The sequence below is a fragment of the Komagataeibacter oboediens genome (genome assembly GCF_018491655.1).
Lineage (GTDB): Bacteria > Pseudomonadota > Alphaproteobacteria > Acetobacterales > Acetobacteraceae > Komagataeibacter > Komagataeibacter oboediens.
This window is the reverse complement of record NZ_JABLUU010000013.1, coordinates 26,686-42,829: the sequence shown is the minus strand read 5'-3', so window position 1 is coordinate 42,829 and position 16,144 is coordinate 26,686. Positions and strand designations below refer to the sequence as shown.

Genomic DNA, 16,144 nt, shown 5'->3' with positions numbered 1-16,144 from the left:
TTCGGCGCAGGCCGGAACAGCAGGCGGGGATCATGGCATGAAGTGGCATCGAAGATCGTTCCTCGCCAGCCTTGTCCTGTGCCGTGCTGTGGCGCCCGGTTCCATACGGGCGGCCGAAACCCCATCCCTGCCGGTTGTCAGGCTGAAGCTCGGCTGGATCGCCAATGTCCAGTACGCAGGCGAATGGATCGCCCTTGATCACGGGTTTTTCCGTAACCAGGGGCTGGACGTCACATGGACGGCCGGCGGTCCCAACGCGCCGGACCCGGCCGTCATGCTGGCGGCGGGACGGGCCGACCTGTCCTACATGTCATGGCTGCCGTTTCTGGATGCGGTCGCACGTGGCAACGACCTTGTGATCCTCGGCACCGAAATGCCCCGTAATCCGCTCGGGGTCATTTCACTGCCCGCCCATCCTGTGCGCGTGCCGCGCGACCTGCTTGGCCTGCGCATCCTTGCGCAGGGTATTAACGAGACGACGTCAATCAATGCCGTACTCGCCATTGCGGGCCTGCCCCAGAAATGGACCTTCGTCCCCGCCGGTTTTTCCCCCGATCCCCTGCTTGATGGGCAGGGTGACGCGTTCGTGGGGTTCGATACCAACCAGAAGCTTACGCTTGAAATGATGGGCCTGAAACAGGACCGGGACTTCATTTTCACGAATTTCGCCGATCTGGGATTTGTCACCCCTGCCGCCCTTCTGGTGACGACCCGCGCCTACCTTGCGCAGAACCGGCCCCGGGTCGTGGCCTTCCTGCGCGGGCTGATACAGGGGTGGACCTTCAACGAAACCGATCCCGCGGTCGCCGCCCGTCTGGTGGTTGAAAAATATGGTGAGGATTACGGTTTCGACCTTGACCAGCAGATCCTGCAGAACAGAAGCCAGATCCCCTTCACCCATTACCGCGGGATGCCGTCGCGCCCGCTACTCTCTCTCGACCGGGACATGATGGCCGGGCCGATGTATGCCGCTGCCCGCGCGGCGGGGCGCACCGCCCTGCCCGATATCGACCGGATTGCCGATTTCACGGTTGTTCCCGAAGCTTTTAAAGGAATTTGACATGGCGCTTCCCTCTCAGGCGGATATCGTCATTCATGGATGCGATATCGTAACAATGAACGATGCCGGGGACGTCATCCGCGATGGCGTGATTGTCATAAGCGACGGCCGGCTGGTGCATGTGGGCCCTCGTGCCGATATTGGCGACATTGCCGCCACGACTGTAATCGACGGACGGGGCCGGATCGCCATGCCCGGCATGATCGACGCGCATGTCCATACCGCGCAGCAGCTGTTGCGCGGCAAACTGGCTGAAATGAGCCGTCTCGGCCCGCTGCGCAACCCGCCATGGAAAAACTATTATGTCCCGTTCGAGGCCCTTCTCGATCCCGAAGACATCTATCTGAGCGGCCTGCTGGCCTATGCCAACATGATCATGTGCGGCACGACCTGCTTTGCCGAAGCTGGTGGCCCCCACCCAGATGAAATGGCCCGGGCGGCGGTTGAAACCGGCATTCGCGGTTTTGTCGCCCTGACGACATCGGACCTGAATACCAGTTTCGCAGGAAGGGACATGCCGCCGTCGATGATGATGACGACGGACGAGGCGCTGGCCAGGAACATCGCCCTGGTTGAACTGTGGCGCGATCACCCCCGCGTCAGGGCCTGGATGTCGCTGCGCCAGATCATCGTGTGCAGTCCCACGCTGATTGCGGGCATGGCGGACGCGGCGCGTGCCCACGGCGTGAAGATCCACACCCATCTGGCCGAAGGCACGTATGAAGTGGATTACGCGCTGGAACAGCACGGCAAGCGGCCCACCGAATACCTGAACGACCTTGGCGCACTTGGGCCACACCTGCACTGCGCCCATTCGGTCATCCTGTCCGCCGAGGAAGTCGATCTGTACGCCACGCACCGGATGTCCGCCTGCCACTGTGCCTTTGGCAATTACGGGATCGGCGTGCCCCGCCTGCAGGAAATGTGGCGGCGCGGGGTAGATATCGGGATGGGGACCGATGGCGCGGCCTCGTCCTTTACGCTCGACCTCTTTCAGGTCGCCCATGCCGCGCGGGTCGGTCAGGCCGCGGCCATTGGCCATGCCTATCACCAGCGTGTTCCCATGTCCGGGGAGGAACTGCTCAAGATTGCGACACGTGGCGGCGCGCGCGCCGTGGGAATGGGGGACGAACTGGGCTGTCTGGAAGCCGGGCGCCGCGCGGACCTGATCCTGGTGGATACATCCGACCTTGATCACATGGGGTCGATGGACCCGCTTTTCCTTGCAGCGCATTGCGTGGTCGGGCGGGATGTGCGCGATGTGATTATCGAAGGCGCCGTGGTGATGCGTGACCGCATGCTGCTCAACATCGATATCGAGGCCCTGCGCGCAAGGGTGAATGAACGCAGGGCAAGGATCATGGAAAGGTTTGACGCGATGGTCCAGAGCTGATGCAGCGGGTCCCGGCAATCGAGCTGAGCCACGTTTCCAAGACGTTCCAGCTGAATGACGGTCGGAACATTCTGGCGCTGGACGATATTTCCCTTGCCATCAGGGAGGGTGAATTCGTCGCGCTGCTGGGGCCGAGCGGTTGCGGGAAAAGCACGATCCTGCGCCTGATCGCGGCACTGGCCACGCCCAGCGCGGGCCAGATCCGGGTTGAAGGTGTGGCACCCGCCGAACTGTCGCGCGCCCATCGTCTTGGTGTCGCCTTTCAGGATGCGGCGCTGCTGCCATGGCTGTCGATCGCGGCGAATATCAGCCTGCCCTTCCGCCTGGCCGGGTATCCGGTCGATCAGGCGCGGGTGGACGACCTGATCCGGCGGGTCGGGCTGGCGGATTTCGCCCATGCGCGACCCAGCCAGCTTTCCGGTGGCATGCGCCAGCGTGCGGCCATTGCGCGTGCGCTTGTGCTTTCGCCAGAGGTCCTGTTGCTGGATGAACCCTTTGGTGCGCTGGATGCGGTCACGCGCCGCAGCATGAACCTTGAACTCATGCGGCTGTGGAGTGCGCAGCAGATCACCACCCTGCTGATCACGCACGATGTCGCCGAGGCCCTGTTCCTTGCGGATCGCATCATTGTGCTCAGGCCCCGCCCCGGTCGCATCGCCCATGAGGTTGACGTCCCCTTCCCCCGCCCGCGCGATGCCGCGATCATGCGCACGGAGCAGTTTCATTCCATGGCGGATACGCTGACGAACATGCTTGCCGATGGTTTTGATGAACAGGCATGACCAGCTTCTGGCGTGACGGGCTGGTTTTCAGGAAAATGGAACGTTTCCGGGTGTCGCCATTTTTCAGAAAGGCGACGTTTTTCGGGTTTTCCTGAAGCAGGCTCCACCAGAAACATCCAGCAGATTTACGGGATGTTTCATAAGCCGACTTTTCAGACGGTTTTCTGGAAAATGCCGCCTGTTTGAAACGGGCGGCATTCGTCATGCATCCGTATCAAGAAATTCCCGTAAGGCGGGTCCGAAATTCCGGTTTTCATGGCCCGGCCGTGTCAGTTTGACCAGCGCAAAGCGCTGCAGGCAGGACAGGTGCTTCCACTGTTCGGGTGTGGGGGGCCGCAACCCGCTGGATTGTGCTTTCAGCCTGATCGCATCGGGCACGCCAGCAGCCAGTTGCCATGCTTCGGTCCGGGCAGGTGGAAGCAGTTTTGGTTCTTCCCCTGACCGGGCCCTGATCAGGTGCAGGAGGAAGGACCGGTACGCCACCTGTTCCGGCGGCGTGGTGGCGGGACGGTCCACCAGTGCCTGCCTGTCGTGCGGCGTGAAACGGCTCCACTGACGCAGGCTGAGTTTTACCCCGCACAGGTCCAGCTTCATGCGCACGATCATGGGAACGCAGCGTAACGACAGGGCAAAATCCATTTCGAACTTGAACAGCATGGCCTCCCTCTCCCCGCGCGGTTCACAGTGACCGCGCACAGGCGTGGGGGGGATCCGCGGGCATGGGACCGATCCAGCGCATGAGTATCTGCTGCTCGGCATTGTCCACCCATCCCAGCGCCGTCATATCGCTTATGATCCAGTCAAGGTCGGACGGAAGCAGGCTGCCCCCGGCGAAGGTCACGCATTCGCGGGCATCCCCACCGGGCAGGACGGCGTCCGTCGCCGCCAGCGGCAGTGTCAGCCCGCCATCCGCGACGGGGGCCGCCAGCGCGCGCGCGATGTCCGCGCGGTGGGCCGGCTGCTGGCAGAACGCAATCGCGTCCCGCAGGGCATGCGACATGCGCCGCGCCGTCGCGTTGCATGACAGCAGCTTTCCCGATGCGACAATGATCTTTTCAACATGGCCGGGCAGGACGGTGGCTGACCCGCCCACGCGAAAGGCAAGCCCGAGCTGTTCCGCCTCGGTACCCCATGGCGGACCGACACAGCCGCCATCAATCGCGTTTTCAGCAAGCGCATGGATCATGTCGGTCGGGGGCATGACCGACAGATCGATTTCATCCTCCATGCTGACATCGATCATCTTCAGAAAACGCCGGAGGATGAGGAGATGGGTGGAATACATATGCACGACGGCAATACGCGGCTTCCGCCCGATGGCCGTGGACCACCGGTCAAAGGCCTGCCGCCCCTGACGGCCGGCATTCCATGCCCCTTCCACCGGGTTCGCGCCGCGCAGCATGATCGTGTTGCCGCCCCGGCTGATCAGGCCCAGCGGGCGCAGCCCCGTATCATGCCCGCGCCGCCCGAGAGCGGTCATCATGGCCAGCGGCGCGAAAATGACGGCGGCATCCAGCCTGTTCCATGCCAGACCATCGGCAATGTTGGCCCACGATGGGGAGACGACGATCTCGGTCTCCAGACCATGGCGGGCAAAAATGCCCTGCTGTCGCCCCATGATCACCGGTGCGCTGTCAGCCAGCTTCAGCACGCCGATCCGTAACGGTGTGTTCATGATGCCTCATCCCTTTTGTGCGATGCCAGATACTCCCCTGCGACGGCCGCAATGCGACGCGATGTCTGCATGGCCCGGCGCTGGAGCCATCGATAGGCCTGCGCTTCGCTGGTTTTTTCGTTTTTCATGAAACATCTCTTTGCCTGTTCGATGATCCTGCGTTCGGCAAGGACACGCTGCGCTTCGGTCAGTTCGTCGCGCGTGCGGCGGAAGCGGGCATACAGCGCGATGGCGGCACGCAGCAGCGGCTTCACGTCACGGGGCAGCGCCTCCAGCACGTTGTATGAACATATGCCGGTGTCGAAGGCTGTCTCCATCAGTTCCACATCGTCCTCATCCACGAACAGGGCGACCGGCCGTTCCAGCGCTGAACAGGACAGGGCGCGAATGCTGTCCAGCGCGTCACGGTCGGCCCTGTTCATGTCGACCAGCACGACATCGGGCCGACAGGCCCGCACCGCATCGACCAGCGCCGTACCGGGGGGAACGGTCAGGACATCCAGCGACGTATCGGCGTGCAGCGTCTCCGACAGGGCATGGCCCCGGCGGGGATTTTCATCCGCGACCAGTACCCGCAGGCGCGTACCGGGTGACATGTCCTCACGCATCAGTACACATCACGCAGATAGCGGCCTTCGCGTGTCAGGCTGCTTATGAATGCATCCGCATCGCCGGATGACAGGTCGCCGTGACGGGCCACGATCCGGCGCAGCGCCGCATCAACATCCCGCGCCATGCGGGTCGCGTCACCGCAGACATAGATATAGGCCCCGTCCCGCAGCCAGTCCCATAGTGCGTCGCCTGCGGCCTCCATCCGGTCCTGCACGTACACGCGCTCGGGCTGATCGCGTGAAAAGGCGGTATCGAGGCGCGTCAGCACCCCGCACGACAGGAAGGCGTCCAGTTCGTCACGATAGTAGAAGCCTTCCGCCGCGTGGCGTTCCCCGAAGAACAGCCAGTTTCGGCCCGGAGACTGCCGTGCCGCACGTTCCTGCAGGAACCCCCGGAATGGCGCGATGCCGGTGCCGGGGCCGATCATGATCATGGCGGCGGCATCATCCGCCGGCAGCCGGAAATGTGTGGTGGGCTGGATGAAAACCGGCACGTCCGCCCCGTCATCCAGCCCCGTCAGCCAGTTCGAGCATACGCCCGGCCATGGCGTATGGCTGACCCCCATCGTCAGTTCCACCACCCGCCCGGATGCCTGTGGCGAGGACGCAATCGAGTACAGCCGCGGCTGCATGCGCCGGAACAGGCTTGGTACGTCCTGCGCCGTGACCGGAAGGGACGCGTCTTTCAGCAGGTGGGGCAGGAAACCCGGCGCACGGCCACCCAGTGTTGCCAGCATGGCCGCGTTGGGGCGGCTCAGGTCAAAATGGCGCGTGAGGGCTTCGTGCAGTCCCACCGTTCCGCAGCCGCGCAGTACGACGGGCGTATCGTCCGGCAGGCGCAGCGCGCGCAGGGCGGCTTCCACATGGGCCGCCGGGTTGCTGGGCCATATGCCCAGTGCGTCCCCCGGAACCCAGTTCAGTTCCGTTCCGCTGACATCCAGGCCGATGCGCCGCGTGTCCCTGTCGCAGCCTGCGGCGCACAGGCGTTCGTTGATGGACAGACGGGCCATGACGGGGGCTTCCCGCGTGCCGGAAACCGGGGGGGATGGCGCGTCTGCCAGCGCGGGTGTGGCGGGCACGGTAGCCTGCCCACCGGTTCCTGCCCGCGCAAGGGCCGTGAGCATGGTTGCCCGCCATGCCTCGACCGTTTCCTCGAAATCAGGTTCGCAGTCCACGCGGTCCACGAATGGCGTCGCCCCCAGTTCCCGCAGGCGTCCGTCCAGCGCCCGTCCGAAGCCGCAGAAGCTGGCATATGAGGAATCCCCCAGCGCCAGCACGGCGAATGTCAGATCGGGCATGGGGGCGTGGCGTTCGCGCAACATGTCCCAGAACGGAGCGGCGCAGTCTGGTGGGTCCCCGTCCCCGAAGGTGGACACAACGAACAGCGCCGGACCTGCAGGCGTGGTGTCCGCATCGAATGCATCAAGGCATTTTCCCTCTGCCGTGTGGCCGGCCTCGCGCAGCCAGCCAACGATCGTGGCGGCCAGACCTTCCGCGCGCCCGGTCTGGGATGCCCACCATACGCTGATACCCGGCGGGGTGGCCGCAGGTGCCTGTACGGTCCCGTCACCTGGCTGCATGCGGCTGTACAGACCCGCAAGGATACCGCTGATCCGCGTGCGCGCCTGTGCCGGCAGGGGCGCCGATGCGGGCAGAACGGGTACCTCCCCTGTGCCCGGCGGGGCCATCTCCAGCCCGTCGAGGAACCCGGACAGCCATGCCCGTCCCTCCTCGGTCAGGATTGCGGCAACGGACTGGTCCGGCCGCTCCAGACCGAGATGGCTGGTAAGGGCGCGCAGCGTCATGGCGGACTCTCCTTTCCTGACTGGTTCCACATCGTCGGTGGCCGGGCCCGCGGCCTGTTGCACACGTTCCAGCGCCACCGCGCAGAGCTTGAAGCCGGGTTGCAGCGAAATCGGGTCAACGCCGTCCGGCGTGACGGAATTGACCGTCAGGTCCGGGCCGAAACGGTCATTCCAGTGGAACGGGGCAAAGCAGGTGCCGGGCCGTACCCGCGCGGAGATCCGGACCGGCAGGGCGATCTGCCCCCGCCGTGACGTGATCCTTACGCGATCATCCTGCGTCAGGCCAAGCGCATGGGCATCAGGCGGGGCGATTTCCACAAAGGGGCCGGGGTTCAGGCGGTTCAGGCTGTCCACGCGCCCGGTCTTGGTCAGCGTATGCCACTGGTGCTGCAGTCGGCCACTGTTCAGCACGAAGGGAAATTCCTCATCCGGCCATTCATCCGGTCGCATCCACGGCCGGGCGAAAAAGACCCCCTTCCCGTCCGGCGTGGCGAAGACGGGTCCGGTCCCGTCGGGGGACAGGTAACGGATCGGGTGCCGGGCCTGCGTGTCGCCTGCGGGCGCAGGCCACTGCACCGGCCCGTTGCGCAGGCGCGCATGGCTGACGCCTGCAATGTCATAGCCGGTTTTCGGGTTGCTGAACCGGCTGGCCTCGGCAAACACTTCGGCGGCGGAGGTGAAGGCGAAATCCTGCGCAAACCCCATTGCCCGCGCCACGCGGGCAATGATGTCCCAGTCCGGCAGCGCTTCGCCCGGTGGCGGTACTGCCCTGCGTGCAAGGGTCATGGTACGGTCGGAATTGACCTGCACGCCGTCCCCCTCGGCCCACAGGGCGGCGGGCAGCACGATATCGGCAAAGCGCGTCGTCTCGCCATCCGCGAACGCGTCCTGCACGATCACGCAGTCTGCTGCCTCCAGTGCCCGGACCACATGGCGGCGATTGGCAACCGTGGCGACGGGATTGGTGCAGATGACCCAGCATGCCCGGATGGCACCGCGCTCCATCGCCTCGAACATGGCAATTACGCCATTGCCCCCGGTGTCGCGCAGGGTGCCGGGGGGCAGCGACCACTGTTCTTCCGTAAAGGCGCGGTCCGCTGCCACCAGTGCGCTGCGCTGTCCCGGCAGGCCCGGCCCCATGTAGCCCATTTCGCGCCCGCCCATGGCATTGGGTTGCCCGGTCAGTGAAAACGGCCCGCTGCCGGGGCGGCAGATCGCGCCGGTGGCAAGGTGCAGATTGCATAGCGCGTTGGTATTCCATGTGCCGGTGACGCTCTGGTTCAGGCCCATGGTCCACAGGCTCATCCACTCCCCGGCCTCCGCGATCCAGCGCGCGGCGGTCAGGATGTCCTCAACCGGCAGGCCGGTGATTTCGGCCACGGTCCGGGGGGCGTATTCATCCAGAAAGGGTTCCATCGCCTCCCACCCCGTCGTGGTCCGGGCGATGAAGTCCCTGTCGATCGCGTCGTTTTTGACCAGAAGATGGAGCAGGCCGTTAAGCAGCGCCAGATCCGTGCCGGGGCGGATCGGCAGGTACAGATCGGCCTTTTCCGCCGTGGCCGTCCGGCGCGGGTCGACCACGATCAGCCGCGCACCTGCCCGCCTGCGGTCCATCAGCCGCAGGAACAGGATCGGGTGACAGTCGGCCATGTTGGCGCCAATGACGAAAAACAGGCTGGTGCAGTCGAAATCCTCATAACTGCCCGGCGGGGCGTCGGCGCCAAGGGACAGCTTGTAGCCGGTGCCTGCGGCCGCCATGCAAAGGCGGGAATTGGATTCAATATGCTGGGTGCGGACAAACCCCTTGGCCAGCTTGTTGATCAGGTACTGTGCTTCCAGTGACATCTGCCCCGATACGTAAAAGGCGATGGCGTCGGGTCCATGTTCGTCAAGGATGGCGCGCAGCCGTGCCGCCGTGGCGTCGATGGCCTGCTGCACGCCCGCAGGTGCGGCCTGTTCCCCGCGCCGGGGGCGGATGGCGGCATGGCGCAGGCGCTGGTCGGACAGGAGCGGCCGGTCGCACGAACTGCCCTTGGTGCACAGGCGGCCGCCATTCGCGGGGTGCGCGCCGTCACCCCGCACCTTTGCAATGCGGCCGTTTTCCACCTCCAGTATGACCCCACAGCCCACCCCACAATAGGGGCAGACCGTGCGGATGTCCTTCCGCGCCATGGGATCAGGCCGATACGGGTTCCGGCGGGGCTGCAACCGTTTTGGCCCGGATTGCAACCCTGCCGTTTTCCAGGCGGGCTTCCCATGTCCGCAGCCGGACGGTGGGATCCTCCAGACACTGCCCGTCCTCCAGGCGGAAATGCTGCTTGTACAGCGGCGAGGCCACCACCACCTGTCCCTTCAGGTCGCCCATGATGCCGCGTCCGAGCACGTTGGCGTTCGAAAACGGGTCGTGGTTGTCGATTGCATAGACCCGGGCGGGCGCGCCCTCCGTCGCGGGCAGGTAGAACAGGGCGATCTGGTTACCGTCATGCCATGCCACGACCCCGGACATGGCCACCAGGTCATCGTGTCCGCACAGCTCGGTCCACTCCACGGGGCCGGCCGACTGCGTGGTTTCCGGCAGGTTGTCCGCCGGACGGACCTGATCGCGCTCGGGTATGGTACGGATGTTTGGATCGGGACGGCTGTCATTGACGAAGGTACGGAACCGCTTGAGTTTTTCACGGTCCGTCAGTGCATCGCGCCATTCGCAGTGGTAACGGTCCACCACCATCTGCATCTGCCGTTCCAGTTCCGCACAGATGCCAAGACTGTCGTTGATGATGACGTCCTTGAGGTAATCCAGACCGCCTTCAAGATTCTCACGCCAGACAGAGGTGCGCTGCAGCTTGTCCGCCGTCCGGATATAGAACATCAGGAAACGGTCGATATATTTCACCAGCGTTTCGGCATCCAGGTCGGTCGCGAACAGTTCCGCATGGCGCGGGCGCATGCCGCCATTACCGCAGACATACAGGTTCCAGCCGTTTTCGGTGGCGATCACGCCGACATCCTTGCCCTGTGCCTCGGCGCATTCGCGGGTGCAGCCGGATACGGCGAATTTAAGCTTGTGCGGCGAACGCAGGCCCTTGTAGCGGTTTTCCAGATCCAGCGCCTTGCCCACGCTGTCCTGCACGCCATAGCGGCACCATGTGCTGCCCACGCAGGATTTTACGGTCCGGGTGGATTTTCCATATGCTTGTCCGGTCTCGAATCCTGCTTCCAGCAGTTCACCCCAGATATCGGGCAACTGTTCCAGCCGCGCGCCGAACAGGTCGATGCGCTGGCCGCCGGTGATCTTGGTATACAGGTCGTATTTCTTCGCCACCTGACCGAGGACGATCAGCTTCTCCGGCGTGATCTCGCCGCCCGCGATGCGGGGCACAACCGAATAGGTGCCGTTTTTCTGCATGTTGGCCATGAACGTGTCGTTCGTGTCCTGCAGCGGGATATAGAGCGGGTCCGTAATTGGTTTGTTCCAGGCCGATGCCAGGATCGACCCGACAGCGGGCTTGCAGGTGTCACAGCCCAGGCCGCCATTGCCGTACCGCGCCATCAGGTCTTCAAACGTCTGGATGCCATGCACGCGGACAAGCGAATACAGTTCCTGCCGCGTATAGGAAAAATGTTCGCACAGGCTGTGATCGACCGTAATGCCGCGCGCTTCGAGTTCGGTCTCGAACACGTTCCTGAGCAGGGTCGAACAGCCGCCACAGCCCGTGCTGGCCTTCGTGGACTGCTTCAGGCCGGCAATATCCGTGCAGCCCCCCTCGATAGAGGCGCAGATCGCACCTTTCGTCACGTTGTGGCACGAACAGATCATGGCCGTATCGGGCAGCGCGTCAGCGCCCAGCAGGTCCGCCCCTTCTCCGCGCGGCAGGATCAGGGCCGCCGGGTCCGGCGGGGGGCTGATGCCGTTTTGCACATATTGCACGATCGTGTCGTAATACGCGTTGTCCCCCACCAGCACGGCCCCGAGCACACGGCTGCCATCCCCCGACAGAACGAGGCGGCGGTACGACCCGTCCACTTCCCCGATGAAGCGGTAGCTCCGGCTGCCGGGTGTCGCGCCATGCGCATCGCCAATCGAGCCGACGTCCACCCCCAGCAGCTTGAGCTTGGTGGACATGTCCGCCCCGGTAAACGCAGCTTCTTCTCCCGCCAGGGTGGATGCGACCGTGCGCGCCATGGTGTAGCCCGGTGCCACCAGCCCGAACACCTGCCCGTTCCAGCAGGCGCATTCCCCGATTGCGTAGATCGCCGCATCGGACGTGCGGCACTGCCCGTCGATCACGACGCCGCCGCGTGGCCCGATGGCCAGCCCGCAGTCACGCGCCAGCCTGTCCTGCGCGCGGATGCCGGCGGAAAAGACCACCAGATCGGTTTCAAGGAACGTGCCATCGGCAAAGACAAGGCGGTGGCGGTGTGTCTCTCCCGCGATGATCCGTTGCGTGGCATGGGATGTCAGCACCTCGATCCCCAGTGCCTCGATCCGCTGCTTCAGGGCCAGGCCACCATCGTCATCAAGCTGCACCGGCATGAGGCGCGGCGCGAATTCGACAACGGCCGTGGACAGCCCCAGCCCCGACAGCGCGTTGGCGGCTTCCAGCCCCAGCAGTCCGCCGCCAATGACCACGCCGTGCGACGCGCCATCTGCTGCGGCCCGGATCAGGTCAAGGTCATCCAGCGTGCGGTAGACCAGCCCCGCCGTGCCGGTGTTGCCCGGAACCGGCGGCACGAACGGCGTGGAACCGGTGGCAAGGATCAGCGTGTCATAAGGCAGCAGCCCTTCGGCACTTTCCACCATCCGGGCTGCGCGGTCGATGCGTGTCACCCTGACGCCACGGTGCAGGGTCAGGTCGTGATGGGTATGGAAATCATCCACATGCAGGCGCAGCGCCAGCGCATCGCGTCCGCTCATGTAATCGGTCAGGTGCACGCGGTCATAGGCGTGGTGCGGTTCGTCGCCAAAAATGTGAATGGCACAGTCTTCATGCAGGCCATGCGCCACAAGCTGCTCGGCACAGTAATGGCCAACCATGCCGTTGCCGATGATGACGATGTTTCCCGTTCCGGTCATGCTCGTTTCTCCTGTCATACGATCGGCTGTCAGAATTTGAATTCCATGGTCTGCATGTAGAAGGCTCCGTCCTTCGCCCCCGCGCGGTGCATCCCCTGCGATGCGACGAAGCCTGCGATATCGTGCGTCCATGTCCAGTGGGGCGCAAAATTCCATGCCAGCTGCGTCTGGGGCGTGGTGCCGATGAACCCGCCCGACAGGCCGTTGCGCCAGCCATAGATCTTGCCGGTGCCATACACCGCATCCTGCGTGCTTTCGCGCCAGAAAACGGGGACATGCAGTTTGAGATGCAGGTTCGCCAGTGGCGCTGCCGTAATGACCGGCCCGATGCCGACCAGGTTCTGCGATGTCAGGGCCAGTGTGACGTCATTATAATACGGCAGCGGGAAATAGGGAGTGGCAAACGTGCCGACCGCGCCATCACTGCTGTGATACGACCCGCCTGAAAACAGGTCGCCCTGCAGTGCGATGGACGGTTTTGTCTTCAGGCCCTTCGCCGTCCAACCCAGCGTCCCGTTGACGGCATAGGCCCGTACCGGGCGTGTCGCCCCGCCACCGGCGGGACGGAATTCGCCGCCCTGGAACACGCCGGTCAGGCTGATATCGAAGGGACCGACATTCCCCCACACGCGTGCGCCGATATTGTCGCGTCGGGTCGACCCGGCCTGCGTGCCCGTTGTGGTGGCCAGCGCCGCCGATGCGCCGTTGAACAGGTAACCAATGAAGAACACATCGGTAAAAATCTGGCTTTTCTGCCCCATGACCGAAAACCTGGGCAGCGCCGTGGATGTATAGATCCCATACATCCGGGCGTTGTAGTTTGTCCCGTCGGCAAAAACATTGCGCGGCAGCTTGTTGGTCTGCATGAAGTCAAACAGGTCCAGCCGGAAGGATTTCCACACCGCATAGCCACGGAAGCCATCCCATGACTGCTGTGCGTTGGTCAGGTCGCGTGCGGACTGCATGGTGACAGGGGCATCGAGAAAGATCTGGCGACCGCCGATCACGCCCATCCGTGCGCCCAGCATCCTGCCTTTTACCTCCAGAATGCCCTGCTGGAGATCCAGCCGCTCGCGCTGCACCCCGGTCTGGTAGCCATAATAGTTCGATCCCCCGGCTTCGCCCCACAGGAACTCGGCATAGGCGCGGACATGTTCACCCAGGTGCAGGTCGGCACCATACTGGCTGCGCAGTAGTACGCGGCTGGCGTTGGTCTTGCCCGCGGTTCCCATCTGCGGCTGGTTTTCAAAGGCGTAGCGCAGCCGTTCCTCCCCATTGATGGACAGCCAGATATCGCCCTTGTCCGTCAGGGGAATATATTTCAGGCGGTTGAACCAGTCGTTCCGGCGCTGTTCGGGTGGCGTATTGACAATGTCGCTCCAGTCCTCGGCCCAGCGCGCCTGTCCGAAACCACCAACGGTCCCGAAACCGGCTGCGGCCCCCTTTCCGGCATTGAATACCCCCCAGTCGGGGCTGTGTGGCAGTGTCACGTGGTGGATGGCCGCCTTCTCAGGTGGACGGGACGAGGTCGGGCGGATACTGGTTGCCGTGACACCCGCGGCGGGTGCCGTGTCGGCAAGGGCTGCATGGCCGGTACACAGGCTGGCAAGAACGGTGGTGAAGCCGACCGTAAGCGAAGCGGGCCGGAGCACGTCGGAAATACAGGTCACGGGATACGTTCCTGATCTGATATTATGAGGAGGCGGTCGCATCGGCTTCAGCCGACATCCGGGGCCGTTCAGCCGCCCAGCGGCGACGGCACACGCCAACACAGGCAAACGCCACCAGCGCAACCGCGGCAAAGCCCAGGAAGCCGGGACCGTAGGACCCCGTGGCCTGTCGCGCGGCCCCGAGTGATGAGGCCAGATAGAACCCGCCTACCCCGCCGCTCATGCCCACCAGCCCGGTCAGGATACCGACACGACTGGGGAAACGCGTGGGCACAAGCTGGAAGACCGCGCCATTGCCCAGACCCAGCACGAGCATGCCCAGGAAAAAAGCCGGGAAAGCCAGCCAGATCGTGGGCAGGCCGAACCCGATCACGGCAAAGATGGCGACAGCAAGCGCGAACAGGATGCTCAGGGCGCGTTCGCCCCCGATCCGGTCGGCCATGGCGCCCCCCAGCGGACGCACGAAGGACCCGACAAACACGACCAGCGCCGTACAGCTTCCGGCAATGGCAGGCGGCAGGCCGTACTGGTCGTTGAAATAGATGGTCAGGAACGAGGCAAGCCCCACAAAACCGCCGAATGTCACGCCATAAAAGAACATCAGCAGCCAGCAGTCGCCGCTGCGCAGGACGGGCAGCCACGTCACCAGACCGCCACTGGAGCGACGCTGCGGCGGTTCACTGGCCAGAAATATAAAGGCGACCAGCACGGCGGTCAGTGGCAGCGTTGCCAGCCCCAGCACATTGACCCAGCCGTAAAGCACGGCCAGGCCAGGCGCAAACAGCGAGGCAAGCGCCGTGCCGGAATTGCCGGCCCCGGCAATACCCAGCGCCGTGCCCTGATATTGTGGCGGATACCATGCCGAGGCCAGCGGCAGCGCAATCGCGAACGACGCCCCGGCGACGCCCAGCACAAGTGCAACCCCGAACAGTGCGCCATAGCTGTGTGGCGCGATCAGCCATGTCAGGAACAGCCCGGCGATAACAAGAATCTGGGCGCCAATCGCAACCCGACGTGGCCCGAAGTGATCGACCAGCGCGCCCGCGAGTACACGCAGCAGCGCACCCGCCAGAACGGGCGTGGCCACCAGCAGTCCCTTCTGGCCTGCGTTCAGATGCAGGTCATGGGCGATGGAAATGCCCAGCGGGCCAAGCAGGACCCACACCATGAAGGAGACATCGAAATAAAGGAATGCCGCGAGCAGGGTGCGCGGGTTTCCGGCCTTTAGAAATCCTTTGTCCACGTCATCGCATCCTGTCCCCATCATGCGATATGGATGGAGACGCCTTTTTCAGGCACGGAGACCATCGTTGGCCGTCCGGGTATTGTCGTGACCGATTCTGCAGTTTTCCTGCCGCTCACCGCCATTGATGAACGAACCGATGGGAAAGCTGTCCTGTCGCCTTTATTGGCATGCGGAACAATGCGATGTCAAAACATTTTGCCATGTCGTCCATCTGGCCGGGTATGTAACGGTCATATGCCGTTCAGGCCCCATGCCGCCCGCCCTGCCGGTCGGGAGTGGAGGCCGGGCAGGTTCGCAACCCAATGCCGGAGCGGTCCCGGCTGGCGCAGGAAAGGGCATGCGCGGGCCGCAGCGTGCAGGCCGTGACAGGCAGCCGGTCCATATGTTCTGGTCGGTGCCAGGGCACGGGTAGCGGTCAACGCGCAGGATCTGCTGTGGCACTCGAACCATGATCCAACAGGCACGCGGCTCAATTTCCATACCGGTGCACTGCTGTTCGCGGAAAGACAATGCCACAGGAAGATTGCCGGACGGGGCACATACAGACCTGGCGGCTATTGCGATATCGGACAAGTCCCCGATCAGTCCGTTTTCAGCACAAGCCATAAAACCAACCGGACTGTCTTTGCACAACTCCCGCCGTGACGCAGCACCATGGTTCGAGTGTTCCCGACGGGGCTGGGCATTGCCCGGGTACCTCTCTACCATGTAACGTGCAGTATCAGGACGGGAACGCAGGCGGGACGCCCGGTATGATTTTTGCACCCCTCTCCGTTTCCCCCGTGAACCCGCGGATGTCGTCATGGGTGCGTCGTGCGCGACTGGCGT

10 protein-coding genes are annotated in these 16,144 nt (G+C 64.0%); 3 read left to right on the top strand and 7 right to left on the bottom strand.

Translation table 11 applies throughout. From position 1 onward, the window contains the following. Nucleotides 1–37 precede the first annotated feature (37 nt). Genes HNO79_RS11265 through HNO79_RS11255 form a run of 3 tightly spaced genes read left to right on the top strand, consistent with a single transcriptional unit; the run spans nt 38 to nt 3,235 of the window. Nucleotides 38–1,060, top strand: coding sequence for an ABC transporter substrate-binding protein (locus HNO79_RS11265; protein WP_214165275.1), 1,023 nt, complete (start codon nt 38–40; stop codon nt 1,058–1,060). 1 nt (nt 1,061) lies between these two features. Next, nucleotides 1,062–2,453, top strand: a complete 1,392-nt coding sequence (locus tag HNO79_RS11260) for an amidohydrolase family protein (protein ID WP_214165276.1) — start codon at nt 1,062–1,064, stop codon at nt 2,451–2,453. Next, nucleotides 2,453–3,235, top strand: a complete 783-nt coding sequence (locus HNO79_RS11255) for an ABC transporter ATP-binding protein (protein ID WP_214165277.1) — start codon at nt 2,453–2,455, stop codon at nt 3,233–3,235. The genes HNO79_RS11260 and HNO79_RS11255 overlap by 1 nt, the downstream gene beginning before the upstream one ends. A 201-nt stretch (nt 3,236–3,436) precedes the next feature. On the opposite strand, the gene HNO79_RS11250 is transcribed toward HNO79_RS11255, so the two are convergent. The 7 genes from HNO79_RS11250 to HNO79_RS11220 are packed head-to-tail and all read right to left on the bottom strand — an operon-like array spanning nt 3,437 to nt 15,313. Continuing rightward, entirely contained in the window at nt 3,437–3,892 is a 456-nt protein-coding gene (locus HNO79_RS11250) for a nitrate reductase associated protein (protein ID WP_214165278.1), read from the bottom strand. A gap of 22 nt (nt 3,893–3,914) precedes the next feature. Further along, the gene (locus HNO79_RS11245; RefSeq protein ID WP_214165279.1) at nt 3,915–4,910 is read right to left on the bottom strand and encodes an ABC transporter substrate-binding protein; all 996 of its coding nucleotides are present in this window, start codon (nt 4,908–4,910) and stop codon (nt 3,915–3,917) included. Next, nucleotides 4,907–5,518: an ANTAR domain-containing response regulator gene (locus HNO79_RS11240; protein ID WP_048856609.1), complete on the bottom strand. Its 612-nt coding sequence runs from the start codon at nt 5,516–5,518 to the stop codon at nt 4,907–4,909. Before HNO79_RS11240 ends, HNO79_RS11245 begins: the two co-directional genes overlap by 4 nt. Next, entirely contained in the window at nt 5,518–9,498 is a 3,981-nt protein-coding gene (locus tag HNO79_RS11235; RefSeq protein WP_214165280.1) for a bifunctional nitrate reductase/sulfite reductase flavoprotein subunit alpha, read from the bottom strand. The genes HNO79_RS11240 and HNO79_RS11235 overlap by 1 nt, the downstream gene beginning before the upstream one ends. Nucleotides 9,499–9,502: 4 nt before the next feature. Continuing rightward, the gene (gene nirB, locus HNO79_RS11230) at nt 9,503–12,400 is read right to left on the bottom strand and encodes a nitrite reductase large subunit NirB (protein WP_214165281.1); all 2,898 of its coding nucleotides are present in this window, start codon (nt 12,398–12,400) and stop codon (nt 9,503–9,505) included. Nucleotides 12,401–12,429: 29 nt separating this feature from the next. Then, the gene (locus HNO79_RS11225; RefSeq protein ID WP_214165282.1) at nt 12,430–14,070 is read right to left on the bottom strand and encodes an alginate export family protein; all 1,641 of its coding nucleotides are present in this window, start codon (nt 14,068–14,070) and stop codon (nt 12,430–12,432) included. A 22-nt stretch (nt 14,071–14,092) separates the two neighbouring features. Next, nucleotides 14,093–15,313, bottom strand: a complete 1,221-nt coding sequence (locus HNO79_RS11220; protein WP_234448230.1) for a nitrate/nitrite transporter — start codon at nt 15,311–15,313, stop codon at nt 14,093–14,095. Nucleotides 15,314–16,144 lie beyond the last annotated feature (831 nt).

Bases quoted from the DNA above. Each gene is read 5' to 3' on its own strand.
- HNO79_RS11240 (WP_048856609.1), bottom strand. From the start codon at position 5,518: ATGCGTGAGGACATGTCACCCGGTACGCGCCTGCGGGTACTGGTCGCG.
- HNO79_RS11260 (WP_214165276.1), top strand. From the start codon at position 1,062: ATGGCGCTTCCCTCTCAGGCGGATATCGTCATTCATGGATGCGATATC.
- nirB (WP_214165281.1), bottom strand. From the start codon at position 12,400: ATGACCGGAACGGGAAACATCGTCATCATCGGCAACGGCATGGTTGGC.
- HNO79_RS11255 (WP_214165277.1), top strand. From the start codon at position 2,453: ATGCAGCGGGTCCCGGCAATCGAGCTGAGCCACGTTTCCAAGACGTTC.
- HNO79_RS11235 (WP_214165280.1), bottom strand. From the start codon at position 9,498: ATGGCGCGGAAGGACATCCGCACGGTCTGCCCCTATTGTGGGGTGGGC.
- HNO79_RS11265 (WP_214165275.1), top strand. From the start codon at position 38: ATGAAGTGGCATCGAAGATCGTTCCTCGCCAGCCTTGTCCTGTGCCGT.
- HNO79_RS11245 (WP_214165279.1), bottom strand. From the start codon at position 4,910: ATGAACACACCGTTACGGATCGGCGTGCTGAAGCTGGCTGACAGCGCA.
- HNO79_RS11250 (WP_214165278.1), bottom strand. From the start codon at position 3,892: ATGCTGTTCAAGTTCGAAATGGATTTTGCCCTGTCGTTACGCTGCGTT.